This window comes from Mycobacterium sp., from assembly GCF_049683935.1.
Classification (GTDB): domain Bacteria; phylum Actinomycetota; class Actinomycetes; order Mycobacteriales; family Mycobacteriaceae; genus Mycobacterium.
The window spans coordinates 1-14839 of sequence record NZ_JBAUJR010000242.1 but is presented as its reverse complement, the minus strand read 5'-3'; the positions used below and the strand labels follow the sequence as shown (position 1 = coordinate 14839).

Sequence of the window (14839 nt, the reverse complement as noted above, 5' to 3'; positions counted from 1 at the left end):
GCCGGTGGCGGTCCGCGACGGCGTCACCGGTGCGCTGGTGAACGGCCACGACACCGACGACTGGGCCAAGGCGCTCGGCGACATCTTCCTGCGGGACCCGGCGGGCATGCGTCGCGCCGCCGTCGAGCATGCCGCCGAGTTCTCCTGGGGGCACACCGTCGATGCACTGCTGAGCAGCTACGGGCGCGCCATCGCCGATCACCGGGCCGGTGAACAGGGTCCTCCGGTGCCGCGTCGTGGGCGCCGGTTCTCGATGCGGCGAGGGGTGAGGGCATGAGCGATCAGCCGCAACAGGTCCAGGATCTCATCGAGAAAACCCTGCAGGAACACGATCTGACGTACCTTCGGCATGGCGGGGCCCGCGGTGGACTGCCCGGGCTGGTCGTGGAGCTGCCGGGGGAGCGCAGGCTCAAGACCAACACGATCCTGACCATCGGCGAGCACTCCGTGCGCGTCGAGGCGTTCGTGTGCCGACAGCCCGACGAGAACCACCAGGGCGTCTACAAGTTCCTGCTCAAGCGCAACCGCAGGCTCTACGGCGTCGCCTACACGCTGGACAACACCGGTGACATCTACCTCGTCGGCCGGATGGCGTTGGCGTCGGTGTCCGCCGACGAGATCGACCGGGTGCTCGGACAGGTGCTCGAGGCGGTCGACACGGACTTCAATACGTTGTTGGAGTTGGGATTTCGCACTTCCATCCAGAGGGAGTGGGAGTGGCGGGTGTCGCGCGGTGAGTCGCTGAGCAATCTGCGGGCGTTTGAACATCTCATCGACGATCAAGACGACGACTGATCGCTGCCGTGAGAGGATCGAGCGCATGGCAGATACCGCGACGCTGATCCTTCTCCGCCACGGCGAGAGCGAGTGGAACGCGCTGAATTTGTTCACCGGCTGGGTCGATGTGGACCTCACCGACAAGGGGATGGCCGAAGCGGTCCGCGCCGGCAAGCTCATCAAAGAGCAGGACCGTCTTCCCGACGTGCTCTACACCTCGCTGTTGAGACGCGCCATCACCACGGCCAACGTCGCGCTGGACAACGCCGATCGGCACTGGATCCCGGTGCACCGCGACTGGCGTCTCAACGAGCGTCACTACGGGGCGTTGCAGGGGCTGGACAAGGCCGAGACGAAAGCCAAGTACGGCGACGAGCAGTTCATGGCCTGGCGGCGCAGCTACGACACCCCGCCGCCGGCGATCGAACCGGGTAGCGAGTTCAGCCAGGACAGCGACCCCCGCTACGCCGACATCGACGGCGGTCCACCGCTGACCGAATGTCTCAAGGACGTGGTCGACCGGTTCGTGCCCTACTTCACCGAGGTGATCGTCCCCGACCTGAAGGCGGGCAAGACGGTGCTGATCGCTGCCCACGGCAACTCGCTACGAGCGCTGGTCAAGTACCTGGACGGAATGTCCGACGAGGATGTCGTGGGTCTGAACATCCCGACCGGAATCCCGCTTCGCTACGACCTGGACTCGGACCTCAAGCCGACCAAGCCCGGGGGGCTCTACCTCGACCCCGAGGCCGCGGCGGCCGGCGCCGCCGCAGTCGCCGCCCAGGGCGCCAAGTAGAGGGCCGATCAGCGCACGCGTCGTCACCGGGCGAACAACGGGTGAACAATGGCGGACACGGACCCGAACATCCGTGTCTGACTCTGTGACTTGTCCCGATTTGGCCGCACGCTGCTGGGATGACGTTCACCGAGTGCGTACGCTTTTCGCGTGAGTGTCGTATCGGCGCTGCTGCTCGCAGCGATCGTGGCACTGTTCGCATTGTCGATCGGTGTCGCGTTCGGGTTGGTGGTGGTGCCCCGTCTCCGCGAACGCCGGTACCGGCGATCCGCCGAGCAGTCAGGCATCACCGTCTCCCAGATGCTCCAGCACGTGGTGGCCCAGTCGCCCGTGGGGATCGTGGTCGTCGACACCTACCGTGACGTGGTCTACACCAACGAGCGCGCCAAGGAACTCGGCCTGGTACGTGACCGGTTGCTCGACGACCGGGCCTGGCTGGCCGCCGAGCGCACGCTGATCACCGGTGAGGACGGCGAGGTCGACCTGTCGCCGCGCAAACGCAGCAGGCCGGGACGGTCCGGGCTCTCGGTGCGCGGCCATGTGCGACTGCTGACCGAAGACGACAAGCGGTTTGCGGTGGTCTATGTCGACGACCAGTCCGAGCACGCCCGGATGGAAGCCACCCGCAGGGATTTTGTGGCCAACGTCAGCCACGAGCTCAAGACGCCGGTGGGCGCCATGGGCGTGCTGGCCGAGGCGATCCTGGCCTCAGGCGACGAACCCGAGACGGTCCGGCGCTTCGCCGGCAAGATGCTCACCGAGTCCAACCGATTGGCCGACATGGTGGGCGAGCTGATCGAACTGTCCCGATTGCAGGGGGCCGAACGGCTACCCGATCTGGAGGGCGTCGACGTCGACAGTGTTGTCGCCGAGGCGCTGTCGCGACACAAGGTCGCCGCGGACAATGCCGATATCGCCATCACCACCGACCCGCCGACGGGCTTCCGGGTGCTCGGCGACCAGACCCTGCTGGTGACGGCCATCGCCAACCTGGTGTCCAATGCAATTGCTTACTCGCCCAACGGATCTTCGGTATCGATCAGCCGTCGCCGACGCGGCGACAACATCGAGATCGCGGTCACCGACCGCGGTATCGGCATCGCCCGAGCCGATCAGGAGCGGGTGTTCGAACGATTCTTCCGCGTCGACAAGGCGCGGTCGCGGGCCACCGGGGGCACGGGACTGGGGCTGGCGATCGTCAAGCATGTCGCCGCCAATCACAATGGCTCCATTCGGTTGTGGAGCCAACCCGGGACGGGGTCGACGTTCACGTTGTCGATTCCCGCCTATCTGCACGATGATGCCGGCGACGACGCCGACGACGAATACGACCGAGAGGACTAGTACATCGATGACCAGCGTGCTGATCGTGGAGGACGAGGAGTCCTTGGCCGATCCCCTGGCCTTTCTCCTGCGCAAGGAGGGCTTCGAGGCCACCGTGGTGACCGACGGGCCCTCGGCCCTCGCGGAATTCGAGCGCGCAGGCGCTGACATCGTGTTGTTGGATCTGATGCTGCCCGGGATGAGCGGTACCGATGTCTGCAAGCAGTTGCGGTCACGTTCGAGCGTCCCGGTCATCATGGTGACCGCCCGCGACAGCGAGATCGACAAGGTGGTGGGCCTCGAGCTCGGGGCCGACGACTACGTCACCAAGCCGTACTCCGCGCGCGAGTTGATCGCCCGCATCCGGGCCGTGCTGCGCCGCGGTGTCGAGGCCGACGACATCGGCATCGGTGACGGGGTGCTCGAGGCAGGGCCGGTCCGCATGGATGTGGAGCGGCATGTGGTCAGCGTCAACGGCAGCCCGATCACACTGCCGCTCAAGGAATTCGACCTACTCGAGTACCTGATGCGAAACAGCGGCCGGGTCCTCACCCGCGGTCAGTTGATCGACCGGGTGTGGGGTGCCGACTACGTCGGCGACACCAAGACCCTCGACGTGCACGTCAAGCGGTTGCGCAGCAAGATCGAGGCCGACCCGGCGAACCCGGTGCACCTGGTGACGGTGCGTGGTCTGGGCTACAAGCTGGAAGGCTGACGCCCCGAAATCACTCGGCGGCCCGGGTTGCGGGGTGGATGGCGATGAGGCCCAAACCGCTGCGGCGCTTGCACATTGCCGCCAGCTCGGCATAGGTCTTCTCGCCGAGCAGTTCGGTGAGTTCCGGTGCGTAGGTCTGCCAGACCTGCTTGGCGCCGACGTGGGCGGCCGGATCGCCGGTGCAGTACCAGTGCAGATCGGCGCCCCCCTCACCCCAGCCGCGTCGGTCGTATTCGGTGATGGTGGTCTTGAGCACCTGGGTGTCGTCGGGCCGGGTGATCCACTCCTGGGTGCGGCGGATCGGTAATTGCCAGCACACTTCGGGTTTGAGGGTCAGCGGCTCCACGCCGATCTTGAGCGCCTTGCTGTGCAGCGCACATCCGATTCCGCCGGGCCAGCCGGGGCGATTCAGAAAGATGCACGCGCCCTTGTATTTTCGGGTCCGCAGGTTGGGTTTGTCATCGTAGGTGTCCATCTCGAGATAGCCCTTCCGGCCCAGGCCCTTCTCGCGGTACTGCCAGTCCTCGTCGGTGAGCAGTTTGACGGCGTCGTCGAGTTGCGCGCGGTCGTCGTCGTCGGACAGAAACGCGCCGTGCGAACAGCATCCGTCGTCGGGTCTGCCCTCGACGGTCCCCTGGCATGCCGGGGTGCCGAACACACAGGTCCAGCGCGACAGCAGCCACGTCATGTCCGCGGCGATCAGATGTTCGGGATTGTCGGGGTCATAGAACTCCACCCATTCACGGGCGAAATCGAGTTCGACCTCACCATGATGCGATCCACTCACGGTTTTCCACGGTAGACCCATTAGGTTGGGTGAGTGCGATTAGGCGTGCTCGACGTGGGCAGCAACACTGTCCATCTGCTTGTGGTCGATGCACGCCGCGGCGGCCACCCGACTCCGATGAGTTCGACCAAGGCGTCGCTTCGGCTCGCCGAGGCCATCGACAACTCGGGCAAGCTGACCCGCCGCGGCGCCGACAAGCTGGTGGGCACCATCGACGAGCTGGCCAAGATCGCAACCAGCTCTGGGTGTTCGGAGCTGATGGCATTCGCCACCTCCGCGGTGCGCGACGCGAAGAACTCTGAGGACGTGCTGGCCCGGGTGAAGTCCGAGACCGGTGTCGCGCTGCGGGTGCTCAGCGGTGTCGACGAATCGCGGCTGACGTTCCTGGCGGTGCGCCGCTGGTACGGCTGGAGCGCCGGACGCATCATCAACATCGACATCGGCGGCGGATCGCTCGAGCTGTCCAGCGGCGTCGACGAGGAACCCGACGTCGCGCTGTCGCTGCCGCTGGGGGCGGGCCGGATGACGCGCGAATGGTTGCCCGAGGATCCGCCCGGCCGCCGGCGGGTTGCGATGCTCCGCGACTGGCTGGCCAACGAACTGTCGGAGGCCGGGGTGGTGATCGCCGAGGCGGGCAGTCCCGATCTGGCCGTGGCGACGTCGAAGACGTTCCGCTCCCTGGCCAGGCTGACCGGTGCAGCGCCCTCGGGGGCCGGACCGCGGGTCAAACGAACGCTGACAGCGCCCGGTCTTCGTCAACTCATAAATTTCATCTCTAGGATGACCGCGTCCGACCGTGCGGAACTGGAAGGGGTGAGCGCCGATCGCGCGCCGCAGATCGTCGCGGGTGCTCTGGTGGCGGAGGCGAGCATGAAGGCACTCGGTATCGAGAGCGTCGACATCTGTCCCTGGGCATTGCGAGAGGGGTTGATCCTGCGGAAACTCGACAGCGAAGCCGACGGAACAGCCCTCGTCGGCGGCGCCGGGGAATCGGTCTCACGAAGGATGTCCGTACGTAATGCTGGACGGTGAAGCAACGACGCTCAAAGGCGACAGGCGATGACTCGATCAGATGACAACCACAGCGACACACGGCCGATCTCGGTCGCCGAGTTGCTGGCGAAGAACGGCACGATCGGCGCACCCCCGGTCGGCGGCAGGCGCCGTCGCCGGCGCGGCAACGCCGACGCCGTCACCGTCGCCGAACTCACCGGTGAGATCCCGATCATCCGGCCCACGGACACCGATCCGGCCGCGCCTCCCGCTGCAGTAGACGAGCAGGCCGAGCCCGCCGACACCGCGGTCGAGCCCACCGACACCGCGGTCGAGCCCGAGACTGTCGAGCCCGAGACTGTCGAGCCCGAGACTGTTGAACCTGAAGCTGTCGACCCGGAGCCCGAGTCGCAGCCGGAGCCGGAGCCCGAACCCGAGGTCATCGAGGACGAAGTCGCCGACGACCAGGCACTCGACGAGGTCGCCGAGGACGAGGTCGCCGAGGAAGTCGAGCCCGCGGAGGCCACCGACGTCGAATCGGTCGCCGACCCGGACAGCACCGACGACGACTACGCCGACGCGGTCGCCGAGTACGCGGCACATCTCGAGCACCGCGACGCGGACCCGGAACCGGTCGATTTCGTCGCCCCGCCGCCGCGGCGTTTCGGCTTCGGTCGTCAGTCCGCGACGAAGACCGACGAGTCGGCGGCAGTCGACGCCGAGCTGATGAGCCCGGACCCCCTCGACGAGGGCGACAAGACCGATCTGGTCGACTCGTCTCTCGATCTGGAGGTGCCGGACGACATCGAGGATCTGGACGACGAAGCCGCGCTCGACACCGACGACAGCGAGGAGCTGCCGTCCTACCTGCGCTCCACCCAGGACCCGCTGTTCGGCGGGCAGACCGTCGCCGACGACCTCGCCAGGCGGGGGACCCGGCCGTCACCGGAAGACATCAACCTGGGTGACGAGGCCGATCTCGACGAGGATCTCGACGACGAGGACGACACCGAAACCGGTGAACCGCGTCAGATGTCGACGTTTGTGCACGGCCTGTGGATCGTGGGCCAGAGCGTCATCGCGGTGGTGCTCGGCGCAGGCCTGTTCGTGGCATTCGACCAGCTCTGGAAGTGGAACAACATCGTCGCGTTGGTGTTGTCGGTCCTGGTGATCCTCGGGTTGGTGGTCGGCGTTCGGGTGGTCCGCAAGACCGAGGACATCGGCAGCACCCTGATCGCGGTGGCGGTCGGCGCGCTGGTGACACTCGGCCCGCTGGCGTTGCTGCAATCGGGCTGACGGCCCACGGACTGTGCGCCCCGCCATCAAGGTCGGCCTGTCGACGGCCTCGGTATACCCGCTGAGGACCGAGGCCGCATTCGAGTACGCCGCCCGTCTGGGCTACGACGGCGTCGAACTGATGGTCTGGGCGGAGGCGGTCAGCCAAGATGTCGACGCCATCGAGGCCATGTCCGAGCGCTACCAGGTGCCCGTACTGTCGGTGCACGCTCCCTGCCTGCTGATCTCGCAGCGCGTCTGGGGCGCCAACCCGATCCCGAAGCTGGAACGCAGCGTGCGGGCCGCTGAGCAACTCGGGGCGCAGACGGTGGTGGTCCACCCACCGTTTCGCTGGCAGCGTCGCTACGCCGACGGGTTCGCCGATCAGGTGGCCGAACTCGAAGCCACCAGCGACATCTTGGTCGCGGTGGAGAACATGTTCCCGTTCCGTGCGGACAGATTCTTCGGAGCCGGGCAGACGTCGATCGAGCGGATGCGCAAGCGCGGCGGCAACCCGGGTCCGGGAATCTCGGCGTTCGCGCCCTCCTACGATCCCCTCGACGGCGGCCATGCGCACTACACCCTCGACCTGTCCCACACCGCCACAGCCGGCACCGACGCCATCGACATGGCCCGCCGGATGGGTGAGGGGCTGGTCCATCTGCACCTGTGCGACGGCAGTGGCGCGTCAGCCGACGAACATCTGGTGCCCGGCCGCGGCACCCAGCCGACGGCGGAGATCTGCGAGGCACTGGCCGCGAGCGACTTCGCCGGCCATGTCATCCTCGAGGTGACCACTTCCGGTGCGCGCACCGCTGCCGAACGCGAGGCGCTGCTCTCCGAATCGCTGCAGTACGCCCGCGCGCACCTGCTGCGCTGACACCTCAGGATGCCCATGACCGGTTCCACCCTGTTCACCGACGCCATGGTGCTGACCGCCGCGGGTGATGGCGTGTACGACGGTGTGCTGAACGAACACTGGACGATCGGACCCAAGGTCCACGGTGGTGCGATGCTGGCGCTGTGCGCCAACGCCGCCCGCACGGAGCTCGACGGAGTCGAACCCATCGCGGTGTCGGGAAGCTTTCTGTGGGCGCCGGATCCGGGCCCCATGCAGGTGGTCACCACGGTGCGTAAGCGGGGACGCCGGGTCAGCCTGGTCGACGTCGAGCTGAGGCAAGGGGAGAGGACCGCGCTGCGCGCCGTCATCACGATGGGAACCCCAGAGCATCACGTGCCGCCGTTGCTGTCGGTCAATCCGGTGGTGCCGCTGATGACGCCGGAACCCCCTCCCGGTCTGGAACCGATCGGTCCGGGCCATTCGATGGCCGACGTCGTCCACCTTGCGCACGGCTGTGACATCCGGCCGTCGCTGACGTCGTTCACGCCGCGGGGCGACGGCGGGATGCCCGTCATCGAGTACTGGGTGCGACCCAAGGGAGTCGCCCCCGACGTGTTGTTCGCGCTGCTGTGCGGCGATGTGTCGGCACCGGTGACCTTCGGCGTCAACAGGTTCGGCTGGGCGCCGACGGTGCAGCTGACGGCTTATCTGCGGGCGCGGCCGGCCGACGGCTGGCTGCGGGTGATGTGCACGGCGACCCAGATCGGGCAGGACTGGTTCGACGAGGACCACATCGTGGTCGACTGTGAGGGCCGGATCATCGTGCAGAGCCGACAGTTGGCGATGGTGCCCGCCGAGTAGCCGCCGGAGCAGTGACGCCGCCGAGCGTGCGATCCCGGCGCCGTGGGATGCTTTCCGGCATGCCCAGAATCGCGATCATCGGCGGTGGAAGTATCGGCGAGGCGCTCTTGGCGGGGCTGCTGCGCTCGGGAAAGCAGGTCAAGGACCTCGTCGTCGCCGAGCGGGATGTCAAGCGTGCCAAGTACGTCGCGGACAAGTACGCGGTGCGGGTGACGACGGTCGCGGACGCTGTCGATGCCGCCACCTACGTCATCGTCGCGGTCAAACCCGCCGATGTGCAGCATGTCATCGGCGACATCGCCGACACCGCCGCCAAGGCGGAAAGCAATGCGGCCGAACAGGTTTTTGTGACCGTCGCCGCGGGCGTGACCTCGGCCTTCTACGAGGCCAAGCTGCCGGCAGGATCGCCGGTCGTGCGGGTCATGCCCAATGCGCCGATGCTGGTCGGCGGCGCGGTGAGCGCGCTCGCGCCGGGCCGGTTCGCCACCGCCGAACACCTCAAGGAGGTCTCGGCGCTGTTCGACGCCGTCGGCGGCGTGCTCACGGTGGCCGAGTCCCAACTCGACGCCGTCACCGCGGTGTCCGGTTCCGGTCCCGCGTACTTCTTCCTGATGGTCGAAGCGCTCGTCGACGCTGCAGTGGACGCGGGTCTGGCGCGGTCGACGGCCACCGAACTGGCGGTGCAGACGATGGCGGGGTCGGCGGCAATGCTGCTCGAGCGGCTCGACGACGCCTCGCCGAACGGCGATTCGGGCTTGGGGCTGACAGTGGACACCTCGCCCGCGCAACTGCGGGCCACGGTCACGTCGCCGGGTGGCACCACCGCTGCTGGTCTGCGCGAACTCGAACGAGGCGGGTTGAGGTCGGCGGTCGCCAATGCGGTGGCGGCCGCAAAAATACGCTCTGAGCAGCTCGGAATTACAACGGAGTAGTTAATCAATTTCAAACTGATTAGCCCACACCCGTCGCAGTAACCCCACCTGCCACGCTATTCTCCCAGTGGTAAGCATGGGTTTGGTGCCAGCGGTGGGGAAGCCGCTGGAACTGCCCGTGCCTGATGGATTGGGTTGCGATGACGTCTATGAACGGCCCGTCGGCGCGGGATGCGGCCAGCGGAAAGGCGGCGCGCGACGCCGGACAGTCCGAAGGCCAACAGCCTCGAGCTCAGTTTCTCACCGTGGCGGAGGTGGCAAGCCTCATGCGGGTCAGCAAGATGACCGTGTACCGCCTGGTGCACAACGGTGAGCTGCCCGCAGTGCGGGTGGGCCGTTCGTTCCGGGTGCACGCCAAGGCAGTCCACGACATGCTCGAGAGTTCGTACTTCGACGCCGGCTGATACCGACTGCTTCGCGCGCTCATCCGGACGCACGCAGGCCGGCTCTCGCAGTTGGCCTGCCCAAGGTCGATTTCGACGTGCTGTGCCGCCCAGGTAAGGTGATCGGTCGAGGCTGACGCCGACCGCGTTCGGTGTCCGAAAGATCTTCAAGACAACTTTAGGTAGCGGAGTTCATGGGTTCTGTCATCAAGAAGCGGCGCAAGCGCATGTCGAAGAAGAAGCACCGCAAGCTGCTTCGTCGCACCCGGGTGCAGCGCAGAAAACTGGGCAAGTAGTACTGCCGCCCGGTCGCTAGGCTGTCCCGGTGGACTCTGCGGGCCATTCCGGGGGCAACTCCGATGGATCTGATGCCCGCGGCGGGCTGGATTATCCGAAAGTCGTCCTGGTCACCGGCGCGTGCCGGTTCCTGGGCGGCTACCTGACCGCACGGTTGGCGCAGAACCCGCTCATCAACCGCGTGATCGCGGTGGACGCGATCGCGCCGAGCAAGGATCTGCTGCGCAGGATGGGCCGTGCGGAGTTCGTCCGCGCCGACATTCGCAACCCCTTCATCGCCAAGGTCATCCGGAACGGCGACGTCGACACCGTGGTGCACGCCGCCGCCGCGTCGTACTCGCCTCGTTCCGGCGGCCGGGCGACGCTCAAGGAACTGAACGTGATGGGCGCGATCCAACTGTTCGCCGCCTGCCAGAAGGCGCCGTCCGTGCGCCGTGTCATCCTCAAGTCGACCTCCGAGGTGTACGGCTCCAGCGCACGGGACCCGGTGCTGTTCGCCGAGAGCAGCAGCCGCCGCAGGCCACCAGGTGAGGGTTTCGCCCGCGACAGCATCGACATCGAGGGTTATGCGCGTGGCCTCGGGCGGCGCCGGCCTGACATCGCGGTGACCATTCTGCGGTTGGCCAACATGATCGGCCCGGCCATGGACACCGCGTTGTCCCGGTACCTCGCCGGCCCGGTGGTGCCGACGGTGATCGGCCACGACTCGCGTCTGCAACTCCTGCACGAACAGGACGCGCTTGGTGCGCTCGAACGCGCGACGATGGCCGGCAAAGCGGGCACGTTCAACGTCGGGGCGTCGGGGATCATCATGATGAGCCAGGCCATCCGCAGGTCGGGGCGCCTGGCGCTGCCGGTGCCGCGCCCGGCGCTGATGGCGGTGGATTCGCTGTGGCGGGCCGCCCGCAACTCGGAACTCGATCGCGAGCAACTCGACTACCTGAGTTACGGCCGCGTCATGGACACCACGAGGATGCGCAGCGAACTCGGGTTCGCCACCAAATGGACGACCGCGGAGGCTTTCGACGATTATGTGCGAGGCCGCGGCCTGACGCCGATCGTCGACCCACGGTGGGTCCAGGCGGCGGAGGATCGCGCGGTGGCGGCGGCGCAGCGCTGGGGGCGCTAGACTTCACTACTTAGAGCGGGGTGGGGGAGAGGATGTGCCGGTGGCGGGTGAACCAAGAGCGAAAGTGATTCCGCTGCATTCCAATTCGGGACGCAGCGCGGCTCAACGTCGCGCCGCCGCGCAGCGGGTGGACAGTTCGCGCCGCCATCCCTCGCTCCTCGGCGACCCTGGTAACCATGCGTCGGCCGAACAGATCGCGGCCGTCGTCCGTGAGATCGATCAACATCGCACTGCCGCTGCCGGATCGTCCGCGGCGCACGAAACGCCCAACGAGCTCGCCCAGCGCATCGCCGCCGTCGCCGATTTTGTGCGTAAACGGATGACAGGCGACTACAACGTCGACGAGTTCGGCTTCGATCCGCACCTCAACGACGCTATCTTCCTGCCTTTGCTGAGAGTCTTCTTCAACTCCTGGTTCCGGGTCGAGGTCAGCGGCATCGAGAACCTGCCGGAGTCCGGTGCCGGACTGGTGGTGGCCAACCACGCCGGGGTCCTGCCGTTCGACGGGCTGATGACGTCGGTCGCGGTCCGCGACAAGCACCCCGCGCATCGGGATCTGCGCCTGCTGGCCGCCGACATGGTTTTCGACATGCCGATGGTCGGCCAGGCCGCGCGCAAGGCCGGCCACACGATGGCGTGCACCGACGACGCGCACCGCCTGCTGGCCGCCGGTGAGCTCACCGCCGTCTTCCCCGAGGGCTACAAAGGTCTCGGTAAGCACTTCAAAGACCGCTACAAGCTGCAGCGTTTCGGCCGCGGCGGGTTCGTGTCGGCGGCGTTGCGGACGAAGGCGCCGATTGTGCCGTGCTCCATCGTCGGGTCCGAGGAGATCTACCCGATGGTCGCCGACGTCAAGTTGTTGGCGCGACTGCTGGGGCTGCCCTACTTCCCGATCACTCCGCTGTTCCCGCTGACAGGTCCGCTCGGTCTGGTGCCGCTGCCGTCGAAGTGGCACATCCAGTTCGGGGAGCCCATCGACACCGCCGACTACGACGAGTCCGCCGCCGACGACCCGATGGTCACCTTCGAGTTGACCGACCAGGTGCGCGAGACCATTCAGCAGACGCTCTATCAGCTGCTGGCGAATCGCCGCAACATGTTCCTGGGGTAGAGGCGTTATTTTTGCCCAGCAACAAATTTTGACAGGGCGGCCTCGCGTCCGGCAGCGACCTTGTCGGTGATCTCGTCGGCTTCGTCGTCGGACGCCGCTTCACCCATCACTGTGACGATGCTGGTGATCACCGGCTTGCCCTCGGCATCGGTCACTTCGCCGCGGATCTCGGTGAGCACCGCGCCGTGCGACTCGGTCACCGAGTCGAGGTAGGAGTCGAAGAACAACTTGTCGCCCGCCAGAATCGGCCGGTGGAAGACCAGCTTCTGATCGCGGTGCAGGATGCGCTCCATGTTGAACGGCAGATCGAACTGGTTGAAGATCTCCGCCTGCACCCGCCGTCCGGCGACGGCGAGGAATGTCACCGACGCGATCAAGGCGTCCTGGCCGCACTCGCCGGCCGCCTCTTCGGTGAAGTGCGCCGGATGGTCGTCCTTCACAGCGCGGGCGAACTCGCGGATCTTCTCGCGGTCGACCTCGAAGTGGTCCGGATACCGGTAGTGGGTTCCGATGATGTCGTCAGCGATGCCCATGCGCGATCCTTCGCTCCTCGCCGATGCCCATGCGCGATTCTCTTCCGTTCCCTCGGGTAGCGGCGCGAGCCTATCAGCGCGGGATCCTTGGTTCGGCGTCAGCGTTTCTCGCGGCGCGACACGGCGGCGGCCAGCGCACCGCCGGCAGCACCCAGTGCCAGCGCGGACGGGACCCCGATCCGCGCGGCCTTGCGGGCGGTGCGGAAGTCGCGGATCTCCCACCCCCGCTGACGGGCCAGATCGCGCAGGTCGGCATCGGGGTTGATGGCCACCGGGGTGCCGACCAGCGACAGCATCGGTACGTCGTTGAAGCTGTCCGAATAGGCAGTACAGCGGCGCAGGTTCAGGCCCTCGCGGATGGCCAGCGAGCGCACGGCGTGGGCCTTGCCGCTGCCGTGCAGGATGTCGCCGACCAGCCTGCCGGTGAAGACGCCGTCGACCGATTCGGCCACCGTTCCCAGCGCACCCGTCAACCCGAGCCGCCGCGCGATCGTCGCCGCCAGTTCATAGGGCGTCGCGGTGACCAGCCACACCTGTTGGCCTGCATCGAGATGCATCTGGGCGAGCACCTGGGTGCCGGGCCAGATCTTGTCGGCGATGATCTCGTCGTAGATCTCCTCGCCGAGCGCGACGAGCTCGGCTGTGGAGCGACCCTCGATGAATGCCAGTGCTTTGGTGCGGCCCGCCGCGACGTCCTGGCTGTTCTCCCGGCCGGTGAGCTGGAACTTGGCCTGGGCGAGGGCGAATCGTGCCAGGTCCTTGTAGGTGAAGTACTCGCGCGCGGCCAGGCCGCGGGCGAAGTGCACCAGCGAGGAGCCGTGCACCAGGGTGTTGTCGACGTCGAAGAACGCCGCTGCGGTCAGGTCGGGCGGCGGCGGGGCAGGACTGGAGGCCGGTTCGGGCACCAGCAGACCGTCGGCAGCGACCTCGGCGCTGGCCTCCCCGGCCAGCTGCTGCGCCGGGCTGTCGGTGCTGTTGCCGACTTCGCCCTTTCCGCTACCGGACACGTTGACAACATTAGGACACCTCACGGCGATACTGGCGGGGTGGACCGACAGGTGAAGTTGCTCACCCGCGAGGGATGCCCGATGTGTCTGGCCGCGGCGACACGATTGGCCGAGTTGGCCGCCGAACTCGGCTTCATGCTGCAGGTCAGCGACGTCGATGTCGCTGCCGACGCCGGCGAACCGGCGCTGCGCGCGGAGTTCGGCGATCGGCTTCCGGTGGTGCTGCTCGACGGTGTCGAGCACAGTTACTGGGAGGTCGACGAAGTCAGGTTGCGCGCCGACCTCGCCGGATGAGCCGCCGGAACTGCGTTCCAGCAGCGAAAGTGCGAGTAGCGACGGAGGGAATGCAATTCCGGGGCGAATCGGGCAAATTTGGTAGGCCAGCTGGTTAACGACTACCTTGGATGACGTGGTGACGAGGCCATGAGCGTATTGCTTTTCGGGGTTTCGCACCGCAGTGCGCCGGTGTCGGTCCTCGAGCAACTGAGCACCGATGAGTCCGATCAGGCCAAGATCGTCGACGACGTGCTCCGATCTTCGCTGGTCACAGAAGCCATGGTGCTGTCCACCTGCAACCGCGTCGAGATCTACGCCGTTGTCGACGCATTCCACGGCGGGCTCTCTGTGATCGGACAGGCGCTTTCCGAGCACTGTGGGATGTCGCTGCAGGATCTGACCAAGTACGCCTACGTGCGCTACGCCGAGGCCGCCGTGGAGCACATGTTCGCGGTCGCCAGCGGCCTGGACTCCGCGGTCATCGGTGAGCAGCAGGTACTCGGGCAGCTCCGGCGCGCCTACGCCTCGGCGGAGGCGAACCACACCGTCGGCCGCACCCTGCACGAGCTGTCGCAGCGGGCCCTGTCCGTGGGCAAGCGCGTGCACTCCGAGACGGGTATCGACGCCGCGGGCGCGTCGGTGGTCTCTGTTGCGCTCGACCTGGCCGAGACCAAGTTCGACGGCGGACTGGCCGGACGATCCGCGACGGTGATCGGCGCGGGATCGATGGGCGCTCTGTCGGCCGCGCACCTCGTCCGGGCGGGCATCGGCCGCATCCACGTGGTGAACCGCACGCTGCCGCG

18 protein-coding genes and 1 pseudogene are annotated in these 14839 nt (G+C 67.0%); 16 read left to right on the top strand and 3 right to left on the bottom strand.

Annotated features, from left to right (window positions below):
* From WA965_RS13980 to regX, 5 genes and pseudogenes are all read left to right on the top strand, one after another.
* Window positions 1-277 (top strand): annotated as a pseudogene (locus tag WA965_RS13980) (D-inositol-3-phosphate glycosyltransferase); the annotation flags it as partial.
* Window positions 274-795, top strand: coding sequence for a YbjN domain-containing protein (locus WA965_RS13975; protein WP_526300805.1), 522 nt, complete (start codon window positions 274-276; stop codon window positions 793-795). The pseudogene WA965_RS13980 and the gene WA965_RS13975, both read left to right, overlap by 4 nt.
* A 25-nt stretch (window positions 796-820) precedes the next feature.
* Window positions 821-1573 carry a phosphoglyceromutase gene (locus WA965_RS13970; protein ID WP_526300803.1) on the top strand — a complete coding sequence of 251 codons (753 nt, stop codon included), beginning with the start codon at window positions 821-823 and terminating at the stop codon, window positions 1571-1573.
* Between the two features lie 150 nt (window positions 1574-1723).
* Window positions 1724-2917 carry a sensor histidine kinase gene (locus WA965_RS13965; protein ID WP_526300801.1) on the top strand — a complete coding sequence of 398 codons (1194 nt, stop codon included), beginning with the start codon at window positions 1724-1726 and terminating at the stop codon, window positions 2915-2917.
* 7 nt (window positions 2918-2924) lie between these two features.
* Entirely contained in the window at window positions 2925-3611 is a 687-nt protein-coding gene (gene regX, locus WA965_RS13960; RefSeq protein ID WP_178361400.1) for a two-component sensory transduction protein RegX, read from the top strand.
* Window positions 3612-3621: 10 nt separating this feature from the next.
* Here regX and WA965_RS13955 read toward each other — a convergent pair whose 3' ends face one another.
* Window positions 3622-4419: a DUF3109 family protein gene (locus WA965_RS13955; protein WP_526300799.1), complete on the bottom strand. Its 798-nt coding sequence runs from the start codon at window positions 4417-4419 to the stop codon at window positions 3622-3624.
* Window positions 4420-4431: 12 nt separating this feature from the next.
* Here WA965_RS13955 and WA965_RS13950 point away from each other — a divergent pair, with 12 nt between their 5' ends.
* The 9 genes from WA965_RS13950 (at window position 4432) to WA965_RS13910 (ending at window position 12220) form a co-directional block, all read left to right on the top strand.
* Window positions 4432-5430 carry a Ppx/GppA phosphatase family protein gene (locus WA965_RS13950; protein WP_178361402.1) on the top strand — a complete coding sequence of 333 codons (999 nt, stop codon included), beginning with the start codon at window positions 4432-4434 and terminating at the stop codon, window positions 5428-5430.
* A gap of 27 nt (window positions 5431-5457) precedes the next feature.
* Window positions 5458-6687 (top strand): Rv0497 family membrane protein, encoded by a 1230-nt coding sequence (locus WA965_RS13945; RefSeq protein WP_526300797.1) that lies wholly within the window; start codon window positions 5458-5460, stop codon window positions 6685-6687.
* A gap of 13 nt (window positions 6688-6700) precedes the next feature.
* Entirely contained in the window at window positions 6701-7546 is an 846-nt protein-coding gene (locus WA965_RS13940; RefSeq protein WP_526300795.1) for a sugar phosphate isomerase/epimerase family protein, read from the top strand.
* Window positions 7547-7561: 15 nt separating this feature from the next.
* Window positions 7562-8368, top strand: coding sequence for an acyl-CoA thioesterase (locus WA965_RS13935; protein ID WP_526300793.1), 807 nt, complete (start codon window positions 7562-7564; stop codon window positions 8366-8368).
* A gap of 59 nt (window positions 8369-8427) precedes the next feature.
* Complete coding sequence (proC, locus tag WA965_RS13930; RefSeq protein WP_526300791.1) at window positions 8428-9300, top strand: pyrroline-5-carboxylate reductase; 873 nt, start codon at window positions 8428-8430, stop codon at window positions 9298-9300.
* A 140-nt stretch (window positions 9301-9440) separates the two neighbouring features.
* Entirely contained in the window at window positions 9441-9704 is a 264-nt protein-coding gene (locus WA965_RS13925; RefSeq protein ID WP_178361407.1) for a helix-turn-helix domain-containing protein, read from the top strand.
* Between the two features lie 173 nt (window positions 9705-9877).
* Window positions 9878-9979: a 30S ribosomal protein bS22 gene (locus WA965_RS13920; protein WP_003402602.1), complete on the top strand. Its 102-nt coding sequence runs from the start codon at window positions 9878-9880 to the stop codon at window positions 9977-9979.
* 29 nt (window positions 9980-10008) lie between these two features.
* Complete coding sequence (locus WA965_RS13915) at window positions 10009-11109, top strand: SDR family oxidoreductase (protein WP_526300789.1); 1101 nt, start codon at window positions 10009-10011, stop codon at window positions 11107-11109.
* 40 nt (window positions 11110-11149) lie between these two features.
* Window positions 11150-12220, top strand: a complete 1071-nt coding sequence (locus WA965_RS13910) for a lysophospholipid acyltransferase family protein (protein ID WP_526300787.1) — start codon at window positions 11150-11152, stop codon at window positions 12218-12220.
* A 5-nt stretch (window positions 12221-12225) separates the two neighbouring features.
* Here the strand turns inward: WA965_RS13910 and WA965_RS13905 are convergent, their stop codons facing one another.
* Together WA965_RS13905 and WA965_RS13900 are read right to left on the bottom strand one after the other, a co-directional pair.
* Window positions 12226-12753 (bottom strand): FAS1-like dehydratase domain-containing protein, encoded by a 528-nt coding sequence (locus WA965_RS13905; protein WP_526300785.1) that lies wholly within the window; start codon window positions 12751-12753, stop codon window positions 12226-12228.
* 98 nt (window positions 12754-12851) lie between these two features.
* Entirely contained in the window at window positions 12852-13760 is a 909-nt protein-coding gene (locus tag WA965_RS13900; protein WP_526300784.1) for an HAD family hydrolase, read from the bottom strand.
* 39 nt (window positions 13761-13799) lie between these two features.
* On the opposite strand from WA965_RS13900, the gene WA965_RS13895 reads away from it, so the two are divergent.
* Window positions 13800-14054 carry a glutaredoxin family protein gene (locus WA965_RS13895; RefSeq protein ID WP_526300782.1) on the top strand — a complete coding sequence of 85 codons (255 nt, stop codon included), beginning with the start codon at window positions 13800-13802 and terminating at the stop codon, window positions 14052-14054.
* Window positions 14055-14183: 129 nt separating this feature from the next.
* On the top strand, window positions 14184-14839 hold a 656-nt coding region (gene hemA, locus WA965_RS13890; RefSeq protein ID WP_526447653.1), incomplete at its 3' end, for a glutamyl-tRNA reductase.

Coding starts and splice junctions, on each gene's coding strand:
- WA965_RS13975 (WP_526300805.1), top strand. CDS start 274: ATGAGCGATCAGCCGCAACAGGTCCAGGATCTCATCGAGAAAACCCTG.
- WA965_RS13955 (WP_526300799.1), bottom strand. CDS start 4,419: ATGGGTCTACCGTGGAAAACCGTGAGTGGATCGCATCATGGTGAGGTC.
- WA965_RS13935 (WP_526300793.1), top strand. CDS start 7,562: ATGACCGGTTCCACCCTGTTCACCGACGCCATGGTGCTGACCGCCGCG.
- regX (WP_178361400.1), top strand. CDS start 2,925: ATGACCAGCGTGCTGATCGTGGAGGACGAGGAGTCCTTGGCCGATCCC.
- WA965_RS13945 (WP_526300797.1), top strand. CDS start 5,458: ATGACTCGATCAGATGACAACCACAGCGACACACGGCCGATCTCGGTC.
- proC (WP_526300791.1), top strand. CDS start 8,428: ATGCCCAGAATCGCGATCATCGGCGGTGGAAGTATCGGCGAGGCGCTC.
- WA965_RS13920 (WP_003402602.1), top strand. CDS start 9,878: ATGGGTTCTGTCATCAAGAAGCGGCGCAAGCGCATGTCGAAGAAGAAG.
- WA965_RS13925 (WP_178361407.1), top strand. CDS start 9,441: ATGACGTCTATGAACGGCCCGTCGGCGCGGGATGCGGCCAGCGGAAAG.
- WA965_RS13905 (WP_526300785.1), bottom strand. CDS start 12,753: ATGGGCATCGCTGACGACATCATCGGAACCCACTACCGGTATCCGGAC.
- WA965_RS13970 (WP_526300803.1), top strand. CDS start 821: ATGGCAGATACCGCGACGCTGATCCTTCTCCGCCACGGCGAGAGCGAG.